20 protein-coding genes are annotated in these 18339 nt (G+C 34.0%); 14 read left to right on the top strand and 6 right to left on the bottom strand.

Annotated features, from left to right (window positions below; translation table 11 throughout):
• Positions 1-45 precede the first annotated feature (45 nt).
• The 4 genes from H6X70_RS01035 to H6X70_RS01020 all read right to left on the bottom strand — a co-directional run bounded on the left by H6X70_RS01035 (position 46) and on the right by H6X70_RS01020 (position 3546).
• Entirely contained in the window at positions 46-1707 is a 1662-nt protein-coding gene (locus tag H6X70_RS01035) for a SulP family inorganic anion transporter (protein ID WP_194765816.1), read from the bottom strand.
• A gap of 244 nt (positions 1708-1951) precedes the next feature.
• Positions 1952-2278 carry a DMT family transporter gene (locus H6X70_RS01030; protein WP_194765815.1) on the bottom strand — a complete coding sequence of 109 codons (327 nt, stop codon included), beginning with the start codon at positions 2276-2278 and terminating at the stop codon, positions 1952-1954.
• Between the two features lie 35 nt (positions 2279-2313).
• Entirely contained in the window at positions 2314-2817 is a 504-nt protein-coding gene (locus H6X70_RS01025) for a GNAT family N-acetyltransferase (RefSeq protein ID WP_194765814.1), read from the bottom strand.
• A gap of 147 nt (positions 2818-2964) precedes the next feature.
• Complete coding sequence (locus H6X70_RS01020) at positions 2965-3546, bottom strand: NUDIX hydrolase (RefSeq protein ID WP_194765813.1); 582 nt, start codon at positions 3544-3546, stop codon at positions 2965-2967.
• Between the two features lie 134 nt (positions 3547-3680).
• Here H6X70_RS01020 and pyrE point away from each other — a divergent pair, with 134 nt between their 5' ends.
• Together pyrE and H6X70_RS01010 are read left to right on the top strand one after the other, a co-directional pair.
• On the top strand, positions 3681-4325 hold the full coding sequence (pyrE, locus tag H6X70_RS01015; protein WP_194765812.1) for an orotate phosphoribosyltransferase: 645 nt from the start codon (positions 3681-3683) through the stop codon (positions 4323-4325).
• A 51-nt stretch (positions 4326-4376) separates the two neighbouring features.
• On the top strand, positions 4377-4772 hold the full coding sequence (locus H6X70_RS01010) for an SRPBCC family protein (RefSeq protein WP_194765811.1): 396 nt from the start codon (positions 4377-4379) through the stop codon (positions 4770-4772).
• On the opposite strand, the gene H6X70_RS01005 is transcribed toward H6X70_RS01010, so the two are convergent.
• Positions 4769-5500, bottom strand: coding sequence for a biotin--[acetyl-CoA-carboxylase] ligase (locus H6X70_RS01005; RefSeq protein WP_194765810.1), 732 nt, complete (start codon positions 5498-5500; stop codon positions 4769-4771). The two genes, H6X70_RS01010 and H6X70_RS01005, sit on opposite strands and share 4 nt — an antisense overlap.
• A gap of 93 nt (positions 5501-5593) precedes the next feature.
• On the opposite strand from H6X70_RS01005, the gene rsfS reads away from it, so the two are divergent.
• The 7 genes from rsfS (at position 5594) to H6X70_RS00970 (ending at position 11023) form a co-directional block, all read left to right on the top strand.
• The gene (rsfS, locus tag H6X70_RS01000) at positions 5594-5965 is read left to right on the top strand and encodes a ribosome silencing factor (protein WP_194765809.1); all 372 of its coding nucleotides are present in this window, start codon (positions 5594-5596) and stop codon (positions 5963-5965) included.
• Positions 5966-5974: 9 nt separating this feature from the next.
• Positions 5975-7948 (top strand): ATP-dependent zinc metalloprotease FtsH, encoded by a 1974-nt coding sequence (gene ftsH, locus H6X70_RS00995; RefSeq protein ID WP_194765808.1) that lies wholly within the window; start codon positions 5975-5977, stop codon positions 7946-7948.
• Between the two features lie 114 nt (positions 7949-8062).
• The gene (locus H6X70_RS00990; protein WP_194765807.1) at positions 8063-8671 is read left to right on the top strand and encodes an LUD domain-containing protein; all 609 of its coding nucleotides are present in this window, start codon (positions 8063-8065) and stop codon (positions 8669-8671) included.
• 1 nt (position 8672) lies between these two features.
• On the top strand, positions 8673-9494 hold the full coding sequence (locus H6X70_RS00985; RefSeq protein ID WP_194765806.1) for a phosphatidate cytidylyltransferase: 822 nt from the start codon (positions 8673-8675) through the stop codon (positions 9492-9494).
• Positions 9484-10140 (top strand): phosphatidylserine decarboxylase family protein, encoded by a 657-nt coding sequence (locus tag H6X70_RS00980; RefSeq protein ID WP_194765805.1) that lies wholly within the window; start codon positions 9484-9486, stop codon positions 10138-10140. The genes H6X70_RS00985 and H6X70_RS00980 overlap by 11 nt, the downstream gene beginning before the upstream one ends.
• Positions 10137-10403 carry an acyl-CoA-binding protein gene (locus H6X70_RS00975; RefSeq protein WP_194765804.1) on the top strand — a complete coding sequence of 89 codons (267 nt, stop codon included), beginning with the start codon at positions 10137-10139 and terminating at the stop codon, positions 10401-10403. Before H6X70_RS00980 ends, H6X70_RS00975 begins: the two co-directional genes overlap by 4 nt.
• 50 nt (positions 10404-10453) lie before the next feature.
• Positions 10454-11023 (top strand): DUF4256 domain-containing protein, encoded by a 570-nt coding sequence (locus tag H6X70_RS00970; RefSeq protein WP_194765803.1) that lies wholly within the window; start codon positions 10454-10456, stop codon positions 11021-11023.
• A 127-nt stretch (positions 11024-11150) separates the two neighbouring features.
• Here H6X70_RS00970 and H6X70_RS00965 read toward each other — a convergent pair whose 3' ends face one another.
• Entirely contained in the window at positions 11151-13787 is a 2637-nt protein-coding gene (locus H6X70_RS00965) for a valine--tRNA ligase (RefSeq protein WP_194765802.1), read from the bottom strand.
• 302 nt (positions 13788-14089) lie between these two features.
• Here H6X70_RS00965 and H6X70_RS00960 point away from each other — a divergent pair, with 302 nt between their 5' ends.
• From H6X70_RS00960 to H6X70_RS00940, 5 genes are all read left to right on the top strand, one after another.
• Positions 14090-14506, top strand: a complete 417-nt coding sequence (locus H6X70_RS00960; protein WP_194765801.1) for a DUF1573 domain-containing protein — start codon at positions 14090-14092, stop codon at positions 14504-14506.
• A 210-nt stretch (positions 14507-14716) separates the two neighbouring features.
• Positions 14717-15907 (top strand): pyridoxal phosphate-dependent aminotransferase, encoded by a 1191-nt coding sequence (locus tag H6X70_RS00955; protein WP_194765800.1) that lies wholly within the window; start codon positions 14717-14719, stop codon positions 15905-15907.
• Positions 15907-16920 carry a UDP-N-acetylmuramate dehydrogenase gene (gene murB / locus H6X70_RS00950; protein ID WP_194765799.1) on the top strand — a complete coding sequence of 338 codons (1014 nt, stop codon included), beginning with the start codon at positions 15907-15909 and terminating at the stop codon, positions 16918-16920. The genes H6X70_RS00955 and murB overlap by 1 nt, the downstream gene beginning before the upstream one ends.
• 66 nt (positions 16921-16986) lie before the next feature.
• A complete protein-coding gene (locus H6X70_RS00945; protein WP_194765798.1) occupies positions 16987-17517 on the top strand; it encodes an RNA polymerase sigma factor in 531 nt (176 codons plus the stop codon).
• 11 nt (positions 17518-17528) lie between these two features.
• Positions 17529-18317: an anti-sigma factor domain-containing protein gene (locus tag H6X70_RS00940; RefSeq protein ID WP_194765797.1), complete on the top strand. Its 789-nt coding sequence runs from the start codon at positions 17529-17531 to the stop codon at positions 18315-18317.
• The last annotated feature ends 22 nt before the right edge of the window (positions 18318-18339 follow it).

Raw genomic sequence — 18339 nt, 5'->3', positions numbered from 1 at the left:
ACTAACAACCAAAAACCATCAACCAAAAACTAACAGCCAACAACCCTAAAACTTATACTCCGAAAGGCCTTTTGTAAACGCCTCTGGGTTTTCAGCTAAATGGTATCTAGGGTCGTCAATATCTTCAATAACAACTTCTCTAAATTTAGGATTCGATTTGTATAAAAGAATTTTACAATCTTCACTTAAGTGTTTCAGTTTGATTTGTTTTCCAGCTTCTTCATATTTGTTCACCAAATTGAAAATAGCTTCCATCGCCGAATGATCACTAACTCTAGATTCTACAAAATCAATTTCAACCTTTTCAGGATCATTTTTAACGTCAAATTTCTCATTAAAAGCCGTAATTGACCCGAAGAATAAAGGCCCCCATATTTCATAAACTTTCGTGCCATCTTCGCGCATACGCTTTCTAGCACGAATGCGTTTAGCGTTCTCCCATGCAAAAACCAAAGCAGAAATAATAACACCAACAAATACTGCAATAGCTAAATCGAAAATTACAGTTACTGCCGATACAACTATTAATACCACAGCATCCGATTTTGGTATTTTACGCATGATACGGAAACTAGACCAAGCAAAAGTTTCAATCACCATCATAAACATCACACCAATTAAAGCAGCAATAGGCACTTGTTCAATTAACTTATCGGTAAATAAAATAAATGTAAGCAAAGTAACGGCCATCATAATCCCAGACAAGCGTCCGCGACCGCCAGCTTTAATATTAATTACAGTCTGACCAATCATACCACAACCACCAGTACCTCCAAAAAGTCCCGACATAATATTTCCTGCACCTTGCGCGATACATTCTTTATTTCCATCGCCACGACTATCAATAAGCTCATCGACTAAATTCATGGTCATTAAAGACTCGATTAAACCAACACAAGCCGCTAAAAACGCATAAGGCAGTATAAAACTAAACGTATCTAAATTAAATGGTAATTTTTGCCAAAGCTCTAAATTAGGCATTGGTAACTCGCCTTTTAATCCGGTTCCTCCGCCTTCAATAATATAAGATCCTACTGTTGATACGTCCATGCCAAATCCAACTACAACCAAAGTGGTAATTAAAATAGCCGTTAAAGCTGCAGGGATTTTAGTAGTTATTTTTGGTAACACCCAAATAATTCCCATGGTTAAAGCTACTAAGCCCATCATAATATAAAGCTCGGTACCTTGCATAAACGTATTCACGTACTCGTTAACGCCTTCTGCCGAAACCTGTAAAGTTTTGTGTGAAAACATTTTTACTTGTGCCCAAAATATAACAATGGCTAAACCGTTTACAAAGCCCATCATAACAGGATGCGGAATAAGTCGCACAAAGCGTCCTAATTTAAAAACACCAGCAAATATTTGAATGATTCCCATTAAAATCACACAGGCCATTAAGTAGAAAAACCCCATATTTTCAATAGGCTGATCGAATAACATCCCTCGTGTATGTCCTTCAGCAATCATACCCACAAAAATAACAGCAACTGCTCCTGCTGCTCCTGAAATTAAGCCTGGTCTGCCACCAAAAATTGCAGCTACTAATCCGATAATAAAAGCACCAGAAAGCGCCATTAAAGGGTCTATTTGCGCCACAAAAGCAAAGGCTACCACTTCTGGAACCATAGCTAAAGATACTGTAATTCCTGCTAAAACATCGTTTTTTGCGTTTGCGGCACGCTTAATAATAAAATCGGTCATGGTTCGTTTTTTGGAGGTGCAAATTTAAGTTTAATATGTTGTCATGCAAGTAGAAGTCTAATAAATTGATTTTAAGAGACACTATAACGTTTGATTTTCTTGACTTTAGACTTTAGACTTTAGACTTTAGACTTTAGACTTTAGACTTTAGTAAAGAAAAAATATTGAAAATGGATACAACTATAATTTGATAAAATTTGAGGAAAAAAAGTGATGAAAAACACACCATAAAAAGGTATCGCTTCTAACTAGAAACAAACTTTAAACCCACAATTGAAGCGATAAGAGTGGTTATAAAAAATAAACGCCAAAAGGTGGCTGGTTCTTTAAAAACTAGGATACCAACTAGAACGGTTCCAACGGCACCAATGCCTGTCCAAACCGCATAAGCAGTACCAATTGGTAATTCCTGAGTCACTTTTACAAGCAAATACATACTGATAGATAAACAGATTAAAAAACCCAAATACCAATAAGTAGATTCTACACCTGTTGCTGTTTTGGCTTTCCCTAAGCAGGCAGCAAAAGCGACTTCAAACAACCCCGCAATGATTAATAAAATCCAATTCATTATTTAAAATTTGTATCGGGCTTAGCCAATTAATCTTAATGTATTTCTTTTTGATATAAATTATAGATAGATAGCGGTAATTCTTTAATTCCAACCTTTTTAAACCCTTGATTTTCGTAATAATTACAAAGTTTTGGGTTTTTAGAATCGGCATCTAATCGCAAGTATTCAAACCCACTATCTTTGGCTTCATGTTCAATTTTTTGAAGCACCAGTTTACCAATTCCTTTGCCTTCAAACTCTTCAATAACCACTAAAGAATGAATATATTTCGATTGATCTTCTTGCTTACCCCAGTACAATAAGTCTTCATCTAAAATCCTAACCATTCCAATCGTTTCAGCATTAGTATTTTTAATAAAGAAAAATTCATTATTAACAATACCTGCTTCAACCCATTTTATTTTGTCAATGGGAGGATTTTTCCAATACTGCCAATGGTCAATTTTCTTTTTTGAAATTTTTTCAGCAGCTTCTTTGAATAGTTTTAGAACCTTATTCTTATCTGTAATTTTTATCGGAGTGAATGTTATCTTCATTTAATTTCGATAATGTTTTAATTTTCATATCCAAAAACAGTATGATCTGAATAAATACAATTCATATCATTATTAAATAATAATGCCTATTTTTAAGATAAACCACTTAATAACACAAAGGCTTAACACCATAACTTTTTTAACTCCCTACACCAACAATTTAATATTGGCATAAGAATTTTGAAGCGCTTCATGGGTTTCATTAGTATTTAGCCATGAAACTTTAGTGATACCTTCCTCCTCTTGCGCATATAAATTTCCTGAAAAATTGGTTTTCATTTCAAACCAATGGGTGATTTTAATTTTATATTGACCATTGCGTTTAAAAATATGGTAAGTCGTATCTAAAGGTTTGGTTATTTGCAAACCAGCCACACCTGTTTCTTCGGTCACTTCTCTAATGGCAGTTTGCTCAATAGTTTCATGTCGCTCTGCCTTCCCTTTTGGCAAATCCCATTTATCATTTCTATAAATGAATAAAATATCGCCATCTTCATTATATACTTTTCCGCCACCTGCAATTACATTAGGCAATTTCTTCAAAAACTTTTTAAGTAATTTATCTGGGTTCTTATGAATTAATCGGGCTTCCTTTAATGACGTCGTGTTCAACTTACGAATAACCTTTACAAGATTTACTGTGTTTAACAAATAATTCCTGAAGTTCGTTTCCTCCTCCACTTGCGTTGTTAAAATTATTGGCTTGTCACCAACAAAAACTTTATACATAGCTCTACTTTATTAACTATTTCTTTAAGGTAAAAATATTAATTTTGTTCACATTGCAAACCATGTTTAAAAATATTTTCATTAAATATAAACTGATTTGATTTAAAATTAAATTTATCCGTAATTTTGCCAACATGATTTTTAACAAAGACACTGCTAAAAAAACGGCTGAAGTTTTACTGCAAATAAACGCAATTAAGCTTAGCCCTCAAGACCCTTTCACATGGGCTTCAGGCTGGAAATCGCCAATTTATTGCGATAACCGCATTATTTTATCATTCCCTCCAGTGCGTAATTATATTCGTGAAACGATGGGGAAACATATTGAAAAAGAATATGGAAAACCCGACGTTATTGCTGGCGTAGCCACTGGCGCCATTGGAATTGGTATGTTGGTTGCCGAATATTTGGGACTTCCTTTTATTTATGTTAGGCCCGATGCTAAAGGTCATGGCCGAAAAAACCAAATTGAAGGTTTTATTGAAGGCGGACAAAATGTTGTGGTGGTTGAAGATTTAATTAGCACAGGAAAAAGTAGCTTAAATGCCGTAAAAGCTTTGAAAGAAGCACATGTAAATGTAAAAGGTATGATTGCTATTTTTACTTATGGTTTTGATGTGGCTGCCGAAAACTTCAAAAAAGAAAACATCCACTTAAATACCTTAAGTAATTACGAAAACTTGTTAGAACAGGCTTTGGAAACCAACTATATTTCTGAAAAAGAACTAAAAACGCTATCAGAATGGAACACCAATCCGAGTGAATGGAATGCTATTTGATAGAAAATCAACAGACCGTTTAAACAGTTCAACAAATAACAGTTTTATATTATGAATTTAGAATCCCCAAAAGTTAAAGTAGGTAAATCGCCAGAAGAAGTTTATAATTTCTTATCCGATGTTAAAAATTTTGAAGCTCTAATGCCTGAAAACATTAGCAAATTTGAAATTCTAGACGATGATAAATTTCTTTTTGCTTTAAAAGGGATGCCAGAAATTGTACTTAAAAAGAAAGAGGTCATTCCGCCAAACAAAATTGTACTTGGTGCTGCAGGTGGAAAAATTGATTTTGCTTTAGTTGTTGCGATAGATAAAATAGATGAAACGTCAAGCGATGTACAATTAAAATTTGATGGCGATATAAATCCAATGATGGCCATGATGATTAAAGGCCCTATTGGTAAATTTATTGAAACCTTGGCTGGAAATATTCCAAGCGCCGTTTAATACATCAGGGTAACTTCTTTTAAATCGAAAGTTTTTATAATGTTATCTTCTAATAAAATTTGAAGATGCCCATTATTTGAAACTCCTTTTATAAATCCAGAAAATAACAAACCTTCAGCATCTTTAAATGTTGAAGGTTTATTTTTTCTGAATAAATAGGATTCGTATTCTGCTTTTATCACTTCAAAACCTTCATTGTTTAAAACTTTAAAATAATCTTTTAGATAATTCAGGATGGTACGCGCCAACTCATCTAAATCGTAAGTAGTTCCTGTTATTTTTTTTAAAGATGAAGCTTTTGGTAGGTTTTCAAAATTTATTTGATTCACATTTAAGCCAATTCCAATAATGGAAGCTGCTATTTGGCTCTGTTTTATGACATTTTCAATTAAAACACCACATATTTTCTTATTAGCTGACAAAATGTCGTTAGGCCATTTGACACTTAATTGCGGAATAGCAAAAATTTGTAATGCTTTTCTTAAAGCTAAAGCCGTAACCATACTCATAGCAAACGGCTTTTCTATTTGAAGTGACTCTGCATCTTTAAAAACGCTAAACGTTAGGTTTTTAGCCTCTTGAGAAGCCCATTTAGCGCCCATTTGTCCCCGGCCATTGGTTTGCTTTTCGGCAATAACCGCAGTGAAATCTTTAACGGTTTGAGAGGCATAAAGGCTTCTTAAATAGCTATTTGTAGAATCGATGGCATTAAGTTTGATAATACACATAAAGAAGTTATTGATACAGGACTAAATCTTATCATATTTTTAAAGTATAAAGAACTAAAAAAATAATAACTTTGCACAAATTAAATCAAATTAATGGCGAAAGAAAATATAAGCGCAGACCAACTAATATCCGTAATTTTAAGTGGTATAGAGGATGTTAAAGGAAAAGAGATAAATATTCTAGATTTAAGAGAGATTGAAAATACGGTTTGTGACTACTTTATTATTTGCGAAGGATCGTCAAATACACAAGTAAGCGCTATTGTTAACTCCATTCAGAAGAAAGTAAGCAAAGAACTTAAGGATAACCCATGGCATACTGAAGGTATGGATAACGCCGAGTGGGTTTTAATTGATTACGTTAACGTAGTTGTTCATGTCTTCCAAAAACACATTAGAGAATTTTACGACATTGAAAGTCTTTGGGGCGATGCAAAAACAACCGTAATAGAAACAAGTTACTAAAAATATCAGATGGCAAAGGATACTAAAAAACCAAAAGAAAATAAACCAAAATTTAGTCCGTACTGGATTTACGGCATATTAATCGCCCTATTTTTAGGGTTTCAATTATTTAGTAGCACAAGTACTGAAGGCGGCAACAAAACAACGCCACAAGATTTCTTTAAATATCTTCAAGAAGGAGATGTATCACGTGTGCTTATTGTAAAAAACACCCGTGTTGCTAAAGTTTACTTAACGCCCGATGCCGAAGCTAAAGAAGAACACAGAAACTCTATCCCTAAAACATTTATTCCATCTGCTACCAAATTACCAAATTATAGATTTGAATTTGGTGATCTTCAGAATTTTGAAAATAAATTAAATGAGATTAATGAAACTCTAGGTAAAGACAAGCAAGCTGAAGTAAGTTTTGATACTGAAACCAACGATTTAGGAAACCTATTAATGGGTATCTTACCTTTTATCTTACTAATTGGGGTTTGGATTTTTATCATGCGACGTATGTCTGGCGGTGCTGGTGGCGGTGCTGGTGGTCAAATTTTTAATATCGGAAAATCGAAAGCTAAACTTTTTGATGAAAAAACCGAAGTTAAAACAACCTTTAAAGATGTTGCCGGATTAGAAGGCGCTAAAGAAGAAGTTCAGGAAATCGTAGACTTCCTAAAGTTCCCTGAAAAATACACAACCCTTGGTGGTAAAATTCCAAAAGGCGCTCTACTTGTAGGCCCTCCAGGAACAGGTAAAACCTTGCTTGCAAAAGCTGTAGCCGGCGAAGCTAAAGTACCTTTCTTTTCATTATCTGGTTCAGATTTTGTTGAAATGTTTGTAGGTGTTGGTGCTTCTCGTGTTAGAGATTTATTTAAACAAGCCAAAGAAAAATCACCTTCAATCATTTTTATTGATGAAATTGATGCTATTGGTCGTGCCAGAGGAAAAAACGCCATGTCTGGAAGTAACGACGAGCGTGAAAATACGCTTAACCAGTTACTAACCGAAATGGATGGTTTTGGAACGAACACAAACGTAATTGTTATTGCAGCAACCAATAGAGCTGATATTTTAGATAAAGCCCTTATGCGTGCTGGACGTTTTGATAGACAAATTTTTGTTGATTTACCAGACGTTAGAGAGCGTGAAGAAATTTTTGAAGTGCATTTAAGACCACTTAAAAAAGCTCCAAATCTAGATTTAGACTTCTTATCGAAACAAACGCCAGGATTTTCTGGAGCAGATATTGCCAATGTTTGTAACGAAGCCGCTTTAATTGCAGCAAGAAACAACAAAAAAGCTGTTGATAAACAAGATTTCCTTGATGCTGTAGATAGAATTATTGGTGGTCTGGAAAAGAAAAATAAAATCATTACACCTAGCGAGAAAAAAGCTGTTGCTTATCATGAAGCTGGTCATGCAACCGTAAGTTGGATGCTAGAACACGCCTCGCCACTTGTAAAAGTTACTATTGTACCTCGTGGTCGCTCTTTAGGTGCTGCTTGGTATTTACCAGAGGAAAGACTTATTGTTCGCCCAGAGCAAATGCTAGACGAAATGTGTGCTGCCCTTGGTGGTCGTGCTGCAGAAAAAGTGATTTTCGATAAAATTTCTACAGGCGCCTTAAGTGATTTAGAAAAAGTGACTAAACAAGCTAGAGCCATGGTTACCATTTATGGTTTAAGCGATAAAGTTGGAAATTTAACTTATTACGATTCTGGACAAAGTGAATATGGATTCACTAAACCATATAGTGAGCAAACGGCTGAGTTGATTGATAATGAAATTTCAGCAATTATAGAAGAACAATACCAACGCGCTATAAAACTGCTTGAAGCCAATAAAGATAAACTAACAGAATTGGCTGAAGTTTTATTAGAAAAAGAAGTTATTTTTAAAGACAACCTTGAAAAAATATTTGGTAAACGTCCCTTTATAAAAGAAGAGGCTACCGCTTCAAAACCAGAGGTTAAAGACTCAGAAGAACAAGCTTAATTTTACAAAAATTTTTAAGCCCAAATTAAAAATCTTAAATTAATCATTTGATTAGTTTAAGATTTTTTATATTTGATAACCCTCTAGATAAAATCAGACAATAGCGACTACTAAATGAGTCTTTTTAGAAAAATATTTGGTTCCAAATCTAAACAACCTGATGAGGAGCTAAAATCGGATAACAGAGGCAAATACATGCCTGAAGTAAAACTCCCCATAGACGAAAGGTTTACCATAAACTTTAAAGCTAACGGCGGGAAGTTCCTGTATTGCGATAATTTGGACGAAGTACATCAAAATTTAGGACTTATCATTAATGAAAATAAGTGGCAAGATGAACAAGTTTTAATACTAGACTCCAATTTAGAAGATAAATTTAAAAACCTGAATTTACAGGCTACAAAAAAACTAAACCAAACTCCTTATTTTTTAACCACCTGCGAGAATCTAATAGCCAACGATGGTTCTATTTTAATTTCTTCAAAACAAATATTTGAAAAAAAACTTATAGAACTTCCTTTCAATTTTATTGTTTTTGCAACAACTAGTCAGCTTGTTGAAAATATAGGCGAAGGTTTACGCGGAATTAAAGCTAAAAACAAAAAACAAATCCCTACAAATATCACGACAATAAAACATTTCAACTCTGGAGAAGACAAAGACTTCTTGAGTTATGGCAGCAGCGCCAAAAACCTATACCTCCTACTTTTAGAAGATTTATAGAATGAAAGAAGTTTTAGTTCGAGCATTTTCCGGGTTACTCTATGTAACTATTTTAATTGTTGCCTTGTTTTTTGAACACCTACTAATCGCGCTTTTTTGTGTATTCGGATTAATCTGCTTAGCTGAGTTTAGTAAACTTATTCAACTAAAAAGTAAAATTCCTTATATCATATTTATAGTGATCTATGGCATTTTTGGGTATTGGCAAACCGTATTAAACACCAATGAAGGTTTAGATGAAGCCACTCAAATACTTATGGTGCTCACCATTTTTGTAAATCTGTTTTTAATTAAAGATTTATTTTCAGAAAAAACAATACCCCTTTTTAGCACCAAACGCTTTTTACTAACCACCTTCTACCTGTCTAGTGCTTTTGTATTTTTAATCCTTATCACAACCAATCACAAAGAATACAATCCTAAAATATTATTTGGCGCTTTTATACTAATTTGGGTGAACGATACTTTTGCTTACTTAGTAGGCAAGAATTTTGGAAAACAAAAACTTTTCGAAACTATTTCACCTAAAAAAACCGTTGAAGGTTTTCTTGGTGGCCTATTCTTTTCCTGTGTAGCAAGCTATTTTATTGCTACCTTTACAGCAACTTTAACCTCTACAAATTGGCTGGTTTTAAGTATTATTATTAGTGTTTTTGGAACGCTAGGAGATTTAATAGAATCTAAGTTTAAACGACAAGCTAACGTAAAAGACAGTGGTGTTATCATGCCTGGTCACGGCGGATTGTTAGATCGATTAGATAGTATTATTTTTGCTGCTCCGTTTATATATTTATTTTTAAGAATTTTACATTATGTTTCATAAAGAAGGCCATAAAATTATATTTATAACATTTGTTATTGTTGTAGGTAGCGCGCTGCTGATTGATAATTTTATTGATATAAACTGGTTAAGAACCATTATTTTACTTGCTTTAATAGCCTTTTTGATTCTAATTCTTCAATTTTTTAGAAACCCTAAAAGACACACGGTTTTAAATGAAAATCAAGTTTTATCGCCTGTAGATGGTAAAGTTGTGGTTATTGAAGAAGTTTATGAAAAAGAATATTTCAAAGAAAATCGCCTTCAAGTTAGTGTATTTATGTCGCCAATAAATGTACATGTCACGCGTTATCCTATTAGCGGGAACGTTATCTTTAGTAAATACCACCCAGGTAAGTTTCTAGTAGCATGGCACCCTAAAGCAAGCGAAGAAAATGAACGCACAACCGTAGTGGTTGAAAACGAAACTTACGGTAAAGTATTGTACAGACAAATCGCTGGTGCTTTAGCAAAACGCATTGTAAATTATGCTGAATTAAACGACAAAGCTGTACAAGGAAGCGATTCTGGATTTATAAAATTTGGCTCTAGAGTCGATTTATTTTTGCCTTTAGACACTAAAATAAATGTAGAATTGAACCAAGTAGTTCGTGGAGGCGAAAGTATTATTGCCGAATTAAAGAAATGAGTAAAAGCAAATTAGATATAGAATTTGATGAAGCGGTAGACCGCGTTAATGCCTATACCGAGCCTTTTCCTGCCGATACTTTATTAAAACTTTACGCTTATTATAAAAAAGCTACAAACGACTACGGGCGTCCGAAAAGTAAAAAGCCCATTATAAACGCTTTTAAAACCAATGCTTTATTTCAAGCCAAAGGCCTTACGGAAGATGAAGCGAAACAATTGTACATCGATTTAGTAAATAAATATTTCTTGTACAGAAAATAATTTAACAACCTTAGCAACCAACCCTTTTAATTATTTGAATTCAAACACTTATGGCTTCAAAAAACAATAAGGCATTATCGCAAGACCAGCAAGAAACCATTCTTGACATTTTAAAATCGCGTTTTGAAAATAACGCAAATCGTCATGAAGGTTTAGATTGGAATTCAATTGAAGCTAAACTTAAAGCAGCACCAAATAAACTTTGGTCGCTTAATGAAATGGAACAAACAGGCGGCGAACCCGATGTGGTTGGTTTCGATAAAAACACTTCTGAATATATATTTTTCGATTGTTCTGCTGAAAGTCCTAGTGGAAGAAGAAGCATGTGCTACGATGCTGAAGCGCTTGAGTCACGAAAAAAATTCAAACCTAAAAATAGCGCTATGAATCTGGCTTCACAAATGGGCATTGAACTGCTTAACGAAGCTCAATATCGCGAACTACAACAACTAGGAAATTTTGATACAAAAACCTCCAGTTGGTTAAAAACTCCAGACAATATTAGAAAGCTTGGTGGGGCCATTTTTGGTGATTTCCGTTTCGATACTATTTTTATTTATCATAACGGAGCAGAATCCTATTACGCTGGCCGCGGTTTTCGAGGCGTTCTAAAGGTTTAAAAGTAACATAACTACTTCTTGTTAATTTAACAGCAAACAAACTCATAAAACAAAAAAGCTTTTCAAATGCGATATGCTCACATTTTGAAAAGCTTTTATATTATTAAACAAAATAGCAAAAATTGTGTTACACCAAACTTGCTAAACTCGCTTTTAAGGTTTCTATTTTAGCTAAAGCATCTGCTTCTTTTTTCTTTTCGCTAGCCACAACTTGCTCAGGAGCACCAGCCACAAAACGTTCGTTAGCTAATTTCTTTTGAACCGATTTTAAGAAACCTTCCGTGTAATTTAACTCTTCGGTTAGTTTTGTTATTTCGGCTTCAACATCAATAGCGCCAACCATAGGAATAAAATATTCATTCGATTTTACCCTAAAAGTTAAAGCGCCTTCAACCGCTTCATTGGTATAGTCCATACGTTCAAGATTTCCTAATTTAGCAATCACACCGTCAAAAGTCGCACTTGAATTTTCATTATTTATGACTGAAAAATCTATAGCATCTTTAAAGGCAATATTTTTTTGTTTTCTAATGTTTCTAATACCCGAAATAACTTCCGAAGCAAACTCAAATTCATTGATTAATGCTTGATTTACCGCTTTACTTTCTGGCCATTTAGCAACGATTAAAGCCTCTTCTGGCGTTCTTTCTTTAATATATTGCCAAATATCTTCCGATAAAAATGGCATAAACGGATGTAAAACTTTTAAATTATTTTCAAAAGCTTCAATAACCGCATTATAAGTTTTTGCATCAATTGGTTTTTGGTAGGCTGGTTTTATAATTTCTAATAACCAAGACGAAAAATCGTCCATAATTAATTTATAAATAGCCATTAAAGCATCACTTAATCTGTATTTACTAAAATGATCTTCAATTTCTAACAATGCTTTTTGGAATTTTGCTTCATACCATTCCAAACCTATTTTAGAGGTTTCTGGTTGTGGAATATCAGCATCAATCTCCCAACCTTTAATTAAACGGAAGGCATTCCAAATTTTGTTTCCAAATCCTTTTCCTTGTTGGCAAAGCGCTTCATCAAACATTAAGTCGTTACCAGCGGCAGAACTTAATAATAAACCAACACGTACGCCATCGGCGCTGTACTCTTCTATAAGTTTTAAAGCATCAGGAGAATTCCCTAACGATTTACTCATTTTTCTGCGTTGCTTATCGCGTACTAAGCCCGTTAAATACACATTATTAAACGGTTTTTCATCTTTGTATTCGTAACCAGCAATAATCATACGAGCTACCCAAAAGAATAAAATATCTGGCCCTGTAACTAAATCGTTTGTTGGGTAATAATATTTAATGTCTTCGTTTTCAGGGTTTCTTATACCATCAAAAACAGACATAGGCCACAGCCATGATGAAAACCAAGTATCTAAGGCATCGGTATCTTGACGTAAGTTACTGATTGTTAGTTTTTGGTTATTGGTTTTCAGCTTTGCTTTTTCTAAAGCTTGTTCGATAGTTTCTGCTACAACAAAATCTGTTTTTCCATCACCATAATAATAAGCAGGAATTTGTTGCCCCCACATTAATTGACGAGAAATATTCCAGTCGCGAATATTCTCCATCCAATGACGATAAGTGTTTTCAAACTTTTTAGGAAATAAATTAATTTCTGATTCTTCTCCTAAAACCGCTTCAATAGCAGGTTTTACAAGTTCTTCCATCTTCAAAAACCATTGATCACTTAAACGTGGTTCAATTACAGCTTTTGTTCTTTCAGAAGTTCCTACCTTATTAATATGTGTTTCCGTTTTCACCAAAACACCTTTTTCTTCTAATTCTTTGGCAATTTCTTTTCTAACCACAAAACGATCTTTGCCTTCGTAATGCAATCCGAAGGTATTTAAAGACGCATCTTCATGAAAAATATCGATAACTTCTAAATTGTGCTTATCGCCAAGATTTTTATCGTTTTCATCGTGTGCAGGCGTTACTTTTAAACACCCTGTACCAAATTCAACATCAACATAGTCGTCTTCAATAATAGGAATCACACGGTTACAAATAGGTACGATAGCTTTTTTTCCTCGTAAATGAGCAAAACGCTCGTCCTCTGGATTAATACAAATTGCGGTATCTCCAAAAATAGTTTCAGGACGCGTAGTGGCGATGGTTAACGTTTCTTCGCTACCTTCTATTTTATACTTTAAATAATATAAATTTCCTTGACGTTCTTCATGGATAACCTCTTCATCAGACAAGGTTGTTTTTGCCTCTGGATCCCAGTTAACCATACGGTATCCACGATAAATAAGACCTTTTTCATATAAATCGACAAAAACCTTAATCACGGCTTCACTCATCTCATCGTCCATGGTAAACTTAGTACGTTCCCAATCGCAAGAACAACCTAATTTTTTCAACTGCTCTAAAATTACGCCGCCATATTCGTGAGTCCAATCCCAGGCATGTGCCAAAAATTCATCTCTTGACAGGTCATTTTTATCGATGCCCTGCTCCTTTAATCGTGCCACAACTTTAGCTTCAGTTGCAATAGAAGCATGATCGGTTCCTGGCACCCAACATGCATTTTTTCCTAATAATCTGGCACGACGAATTAATACATCTTGAATGGTATTATTAAGCATGTGTCCCATATGTAAAACTCCCGTAACGTTTGGTGGCGGGATAACTATGGTATAAGGCTCTCTTTCATCGGGTTCTGAATGAAAATAATTGTGTTTCATCCAGTAGTTGTACCACTTACTTTCTACCTGACTTGCATCATATTGTGATGGAATTTGCATGCTTTGGAATAATTTTTGAATAATGAAGTGCAAAAGTACTTATATTTCTTTTTCTGTGAAACTATAAAATGGATTGATGCTAGGGAAGAAATTAATATTTTAACAGTTTTTATATAATATCATTTAGAAGCTATCCGTACATTTGGTTTGAAAATTCTGTTACTAGCTAAGTATTACAACTATAATTCTTGCAGATTGCAGAAAAAGTAAGTATGTTTGATTCCATTTGTTAGGAATTAACTGATAGCTATTTAAAAAGGAAGAAACCCTAAATGACACATTAAAACCATAAAATTTAAACCATGAAACAATTATTAACAATTTTATTTATCGGATTACTAAGTTTTTCGATAAATGCACAGGCTAAAATTGATTTTGAATCTGAAACCATAGATTATGGAACTATAGAAAAAGGTTCTAACGGTGTTCGCGTTTTTAAATTCACCAACACAGGAGACGAACCACTTATCATTTCTAAAGTATCTTCAAGCTGTGGATGTACAATTCCTAAAAAACCAAAAGATCCTATTTTACCTGGAAAAACTGGCGAAATTGAAGTAAAATACGATACTAACAGAGTAAACCCTATTAGAAAAACCATAACTGTAATTTCTAATGCCGCCGATACACCAACGGTCGCCTTAAAAATTAAAGGTTTAGTAGTAGACCCTGATAAAGCCAATATTCTTGAGAAAAAAGATAAAAGTGTTATGCAATAATTAAATGATTGCAACCCAAAAAGAATAAAAAGGCTTAAACAAATGTTTAAGCCTTTTTATTTAACCTTAAACCAAACTGTGTTTTTAACAAAAACTCGTTCTAATTCGCAACAAGCCAAAACATTCCTTACATATTTCTTTAGATTTTGCTTAACGATTTAAAAAAATATCAATAATATTTTTGCAACTTTGCACCTTAAATTTTTATAAATGCCAACCATATCAAACAAAGGCCACCAAATGCCTGCCTCACCTATTAGAAAACTTGTTCCTTATGCTGAGCAAGCTACTAAAGACGGCAAACACATTTACTATTTAAACATAGGACAACCCGATATAAAAACACCAGAAGTCGCCCTTAATGCGGTAAAAAACAACGATATTGACATCCTTTCTTATTCAAGATCTGAAGGTTCTGAAGAATACCGTTTTAAATTAGCGCATTATTACAACAAACACGGTATTAAGGTTACCCATGAAGATATTATTGTAACTACTGGAGCTAGTGAAGCTTTGCTGTTTTTATTTAGTAGTATTATGGATCCTAATGATGAAGTCATTATCTCGGAACCATTTTATGCTAATTACATTGCTTTTTCAACGGCCAATGGCGTGAAAGTTGTTCCTGCAATTTGTAATATCGATGATAATTTTGCTTTACCATCGGTTGAAACTTTTGAAAAATTAATTACACCTAAAACTAAAGCCATTCTTATTTGTAATCCAGGCAACCCAACGGGCGCCTTGTATTCAAAAGAAGAAGTTGAGCAACTTGCCGCATTAGCCATAAAACACGATTTGTTTTTAGTGGCCGATGAAGTTTATAGAGAGTTTATTTACGATGGCGATAAACACTACTCGATTATGCAAGTTGATGGTATTGATGAACACGCCGTTATTATCGATTCTGTTTCTAAACGCTATAGCATGTGTGGTGCACGTGTAGGCTGTCTTGTTTCAAAAAACAAAGTGGTTATGCAAACGGTTCTTAAATTTGCTCAAGCCAGGTTAAGTCCGCCAACATACGCCCAAATCGCTAGTGAAGCTGCTTTGGAAACACCTCAAAGTTATTTTGATGAAGTGATTAACGAATATGTACAGCGTAGAAATACTTTAATTACCGAGTTACGTAAAATTGAAGGCGTAAAAGTTGCCAAACCAAAAGGGGCTTTTTATTGTATCGTAGAATTGCCTGTAAAAAACACCGATGATTTTGCACAATGGCTTTTAGAAAAATTTGATATTAATGGCGAAACCATTATGGTTGCTCCAGCCGGAGGATTTTATTCTACGCCTGGTCAAGGTTACAATCAAATTAGAATTGCTTACGTGCTTAACCAAGAAAGCTTGATAAAAGCGGTTCATATTTTAAAAGAAGCTCTTAAAGTTTATAAAGATTAATGCAAATTCAAGAAAACATATCTCTAAAACCTTATAATACTTTTGGTATTGATGCTAAAGCAAAACACTTTGTTACTGTAGCAAATATTTCAGAGTTAGAACAGGTTCTTACTTTAAAAAACTACCCCAACAAACTCATTTTAGGTGGTGGTAGTAACATGCTACTCACTAAAGATTTTGATGGTTTAGTGATTAAAATGAATTTAAAAGGCATTGAGATAGTTTCAGAAGATGAAACCTTTGTTACCGTTAAAGCACAAGCTGGCGAAGTTTGGCATGACTTTGTACTTTGGACGATAAAGCATGATTTTGGAGGTATTGAAAATTTATCTTTAATTCCTGGAAATGTTGGCACAGCACCCATTCAGAATATTGGTGCTTACGGTGTTGAATTAAAGGACACATTTGAATCTTGTGAAGCCATGGCTATAGATTCTAAAACCCTAAAAACTTTTGAAAAAAACGACTGTAATTTTGACTACAGAAACTCGATTTTTAAGCAAGAAGCCAAAGGGAAATACATTATTACAAGTGTTAATTTTAAACTCACGAAAAGCAACCATAAACTAAATATTCATTATGGTGCTATAAGCTCTGAATTAGAAAAAGAAGGCATTAAAACCCCAACTATTCAAGATATTTCTAGAGCGGTGATAACAATTAGAGAGAGTAAATTACCAAATCCGAAGCTTATAGGAAACTGTGGAAGTTTTTTTAAAAACCCCGTAATTTCTATCCAAGAATACGAAAAACTGACTAAAAACTTTAACGACATACCCAATTATCCGGTTTCAGATGATACGGTTAAAGTTCCTGCAGGCTGGCTTATCGAAAAGGCAGGATTTAAGGGCAAGCAATTTGGCAATTATGGAGTACATAAAAATCAAGCCTTAGTCTTAGTTAATTATGGAGGCGCTTCAGGAACCGATATTTATAATTTATCAGAATTAATTCAAAAAACAGTAAAGCGTCTTTTCGGCATATCAATTGAAGCCGAAGTAAACATCTTATAATCAAAAAGAAATTTCTAACTTTGTGAGCTTCAACTCCCATAAGTTTATCTATAAACGCATTATAAATTGATTTCAGCAATAGAAAAAGAAATAGTTACCCTTCTTAAGAAAGAAGACAAACGGGCCATAAGTTTGCTTTATGAAAACTATGCCGATGCGTTGTATGGTGTTATCCGAAAAGTGATTATAGACGAAGACATTGCGCAAGATGTGCTTCAAGAAACTTTTGTAAAAATCTGGAGATACGCCAAAAAGTACGATTCTAGTAAAGCAAAACTATTCACCTGGCTTTACAGAATTGCGTATAACACTGCGATAGACAAAGTTAGGTCGCTTAAAAATAAAAACACCAATGAAGTCCAGATAGAAACTTCAACCGTATATAAAGTAACATCCAACGAACTAAATCAGGATGTTTTAGATATCAAAAAACATCTAAGCAGTTTAGATGAAAAGTATCAAATAGTGATTAATGCGCTCTTTTTTGAGGGCATGACGCAGCAAGAAGCAAGCGAAGAATTAGATATTCCATTAGGAACTATAAAATCAAGATTAAAAATTGGATTACGCGAATTGAAAAAAATTTACAATCCTTAAAAAATGAAGTCATGAATGAGAAAGTAAATACTTTTTTAAATTCTGGCCTATTAGAAAAATATCTATTAGGAGAAACTACTTCTGCAGAAACAGAACTGGTGGAGTCTCACATTTCCAGATATCCAGAAGTACAGAATGCCTACAACACTTTACAATTTAACCTAGAAGTGGTTGCTAAAAGTAATGCTGTTGAAGCCCCTAAAAGCATCTTAAATAATATTTTAGATGAACTTGACGAGAAACCAGTAATAGCATTAAAGCCTCAAAGAAATTATAGAAAATGGTACAAATACAGTATTGCAGCTAGTATAACTGCTTTACTTTTTGCGGCGACATCCTATATTTTTTACAATCAGAATCAAAAACTTGCGCAAGAAAACCAAGTGGTTGTTGAGGAAATTTTTGATTTGCGCAACGACATTGACAAACACAACGAGATGCTTGACAAAGTAATGCGACAACTGTTAAAGCTTAACAACCCTGAAACTGAAAAGTACATTATCAAAGGAAACGAACGTGCTAAAAACTTAAAAACGGTTGCTTATATTAACGCCAAAGAAAAAACATCGATGATAGATGTTGTTTCACTTCCTCAACTACCAGAAGAACAATGCTATCAAATTTGGGCAGAGTTACAAGGTAAAATGGTAAACCTTGGTATTCTAGATAAAGCAGACCGAAAGCTTAGAAGCATTCCTTACATGGAAGATGTGCAAGGCTTAAGTATTACCATAGAACCTAAAGGCGGTAACAACATCGCCTCTAAAGAAAATTCGGTTGCGAATATTACTTTACATTAATCCCGTTGAACTATAATACCAA

Origin of the sequence: Tamlana sp. I1 (assembly GCF_015355625.1) — a bacterium.
Classification (GTDB): Bacteria; Bacteroidota; Bacteroidia; order Flavobacteriales; family Flavobacteriaceae; genus Pseudotamlana.
This window is presented reverse-complemented; position numbering and strand designations above follow the sequence as displayed.

Excerpts from the sequence above, each read along its gene's own strand:
- H6X70_RS01035 (WP_194765816.1), bottom strand. The coding sequence starts at position 1,707 with ATGACCGATTTTATTATTAAGCGTGCCGCAAACGCAAAAAACGATGTT.
- H6X70_RS01030 (WP_194765815.1), bottom strand. The coding sequence starts at position 2,278 with ATGAATTGGATTTTATTAATCATTGCGGGGTTGTTTGAAGTCGCTTTT.
- H6X70_RS01025 (WP_194765814.1), bottom strand. The coding sequence starts at position 2,817 with ATGAAGATAACATTCACTCCGATAAAAATTACAGATAAGAATAAGGTT.
- H6X70_RS01020 (WP_194765813.1), bottom strand. The coding sequence starts at position 3,546 with ATGTATAAAGTTTTTGTTGGTGACAAGCCAATAATTTTAACAACGCAA.
- pyrE (WP_194765812.1), top strand. The coding sequence starts at position 3,681 with ATGATTTTTAACAAAGACACTGCTAAAAAAACGGCTGAAGTTTTACTG.
- H6X70_RS01010 (WP_194765811.1), top strand. The coding sequence starts at position 4,377 with ATGAATTTAGAATCCCCAAAAGTTAAAGTAGGTAAATCGCCAGAAGAA.
- H6X70_RS01005 (WP_194765810.1), bottom strand. The coding sequence starts at position 5,500 with ATGTGTATTATCAAACTTAATGCCATCGATTCTACAAATAGCTATTTA.
- rsfS (WP_194765809.1), top strand. The coding sequence starts at position 5,594 with ATGGCGAAAGAAAATATAAGCGCAGACCAACTAATATCCGTAATTTTA.
- ftsH (WP_194765808.1), top strand. The coding sequence starts at position 5,975 with ATGGCAAAGGATACTAAAAAACCAAAAGAAAATAAACCAAAATTTAGT.
- H6X70_RS00990 (WP_194765807.1), top strand. The coding sequence starts at position 8,063 with ATGAGTCTTTTTAGAAAAATATTTGGTTCCAAATCTAAACAACCTGAT.
- H6X70_RS00985 (WP_194765806.1), top strand. The coding sequence starts at position 8,673 with ATGAAAGAAGTTTTAGTTCGAGCATTTTCCGGGTTACTCTATGTAACT.
- H6X70_RS00980 (WP_194765805.1), top strand. The coding sequence starts at position 9,484 with ATGTTTCATAAAGAAGGCCATAAAATTATATTTATAACATTTGTTATT.
- H6X70_RS00975 (WP_194765804.1), top strand. The coding sequence starts at position 10,137 with ATGAGTAAAAGCAAATTAGATATAGAATTTGATGAAGCGGTAGACCGC.
- H6X70_RS00970 (WP_194765803.1), top strand. The coding sequence starts at position 10,454 with ATGGCTTCAAAAAACAATAAGGCATTATCGCAAGACCAGCAAGAAACC.
- H6X70_RS00965 (WP_194765802.1), bottom strand. The coding sequence starts at position 13,787 with ATGCAAATTCCATCACAATATGATGCAAGTCAGGTAGAAAGTAAGTGG.
- H6X70_RS00960 (WP_194765801.1), top strand. The coding sequence starts at position 14,090 with ATGAAACAATTATTAACAATTTTATTTATCGGATTACTAAGTTTTTCG.
- H6X70_RS00955 (WP_194765800.1), top strand. The coding sequence starts at position 14,717 with ATGCCAACCATATCAAACAAAGGCCACCAAATGCCTGCCTCACCTATT.
- murB (WP_194765799.1), top strand. The coding sequence starts at position 15,907 with ATGCAAATTCAAGAAAACATATCTCTAAAACCTTATAATACTTTTGGT.
- H6X70_RS00940 (WP_194765797.1), top strand. The coding sequence starts at position 17,529 with ATGAATGAGAAAGTAAATACTTTTTTAAATTCTGGCCTATTAGAAAAA.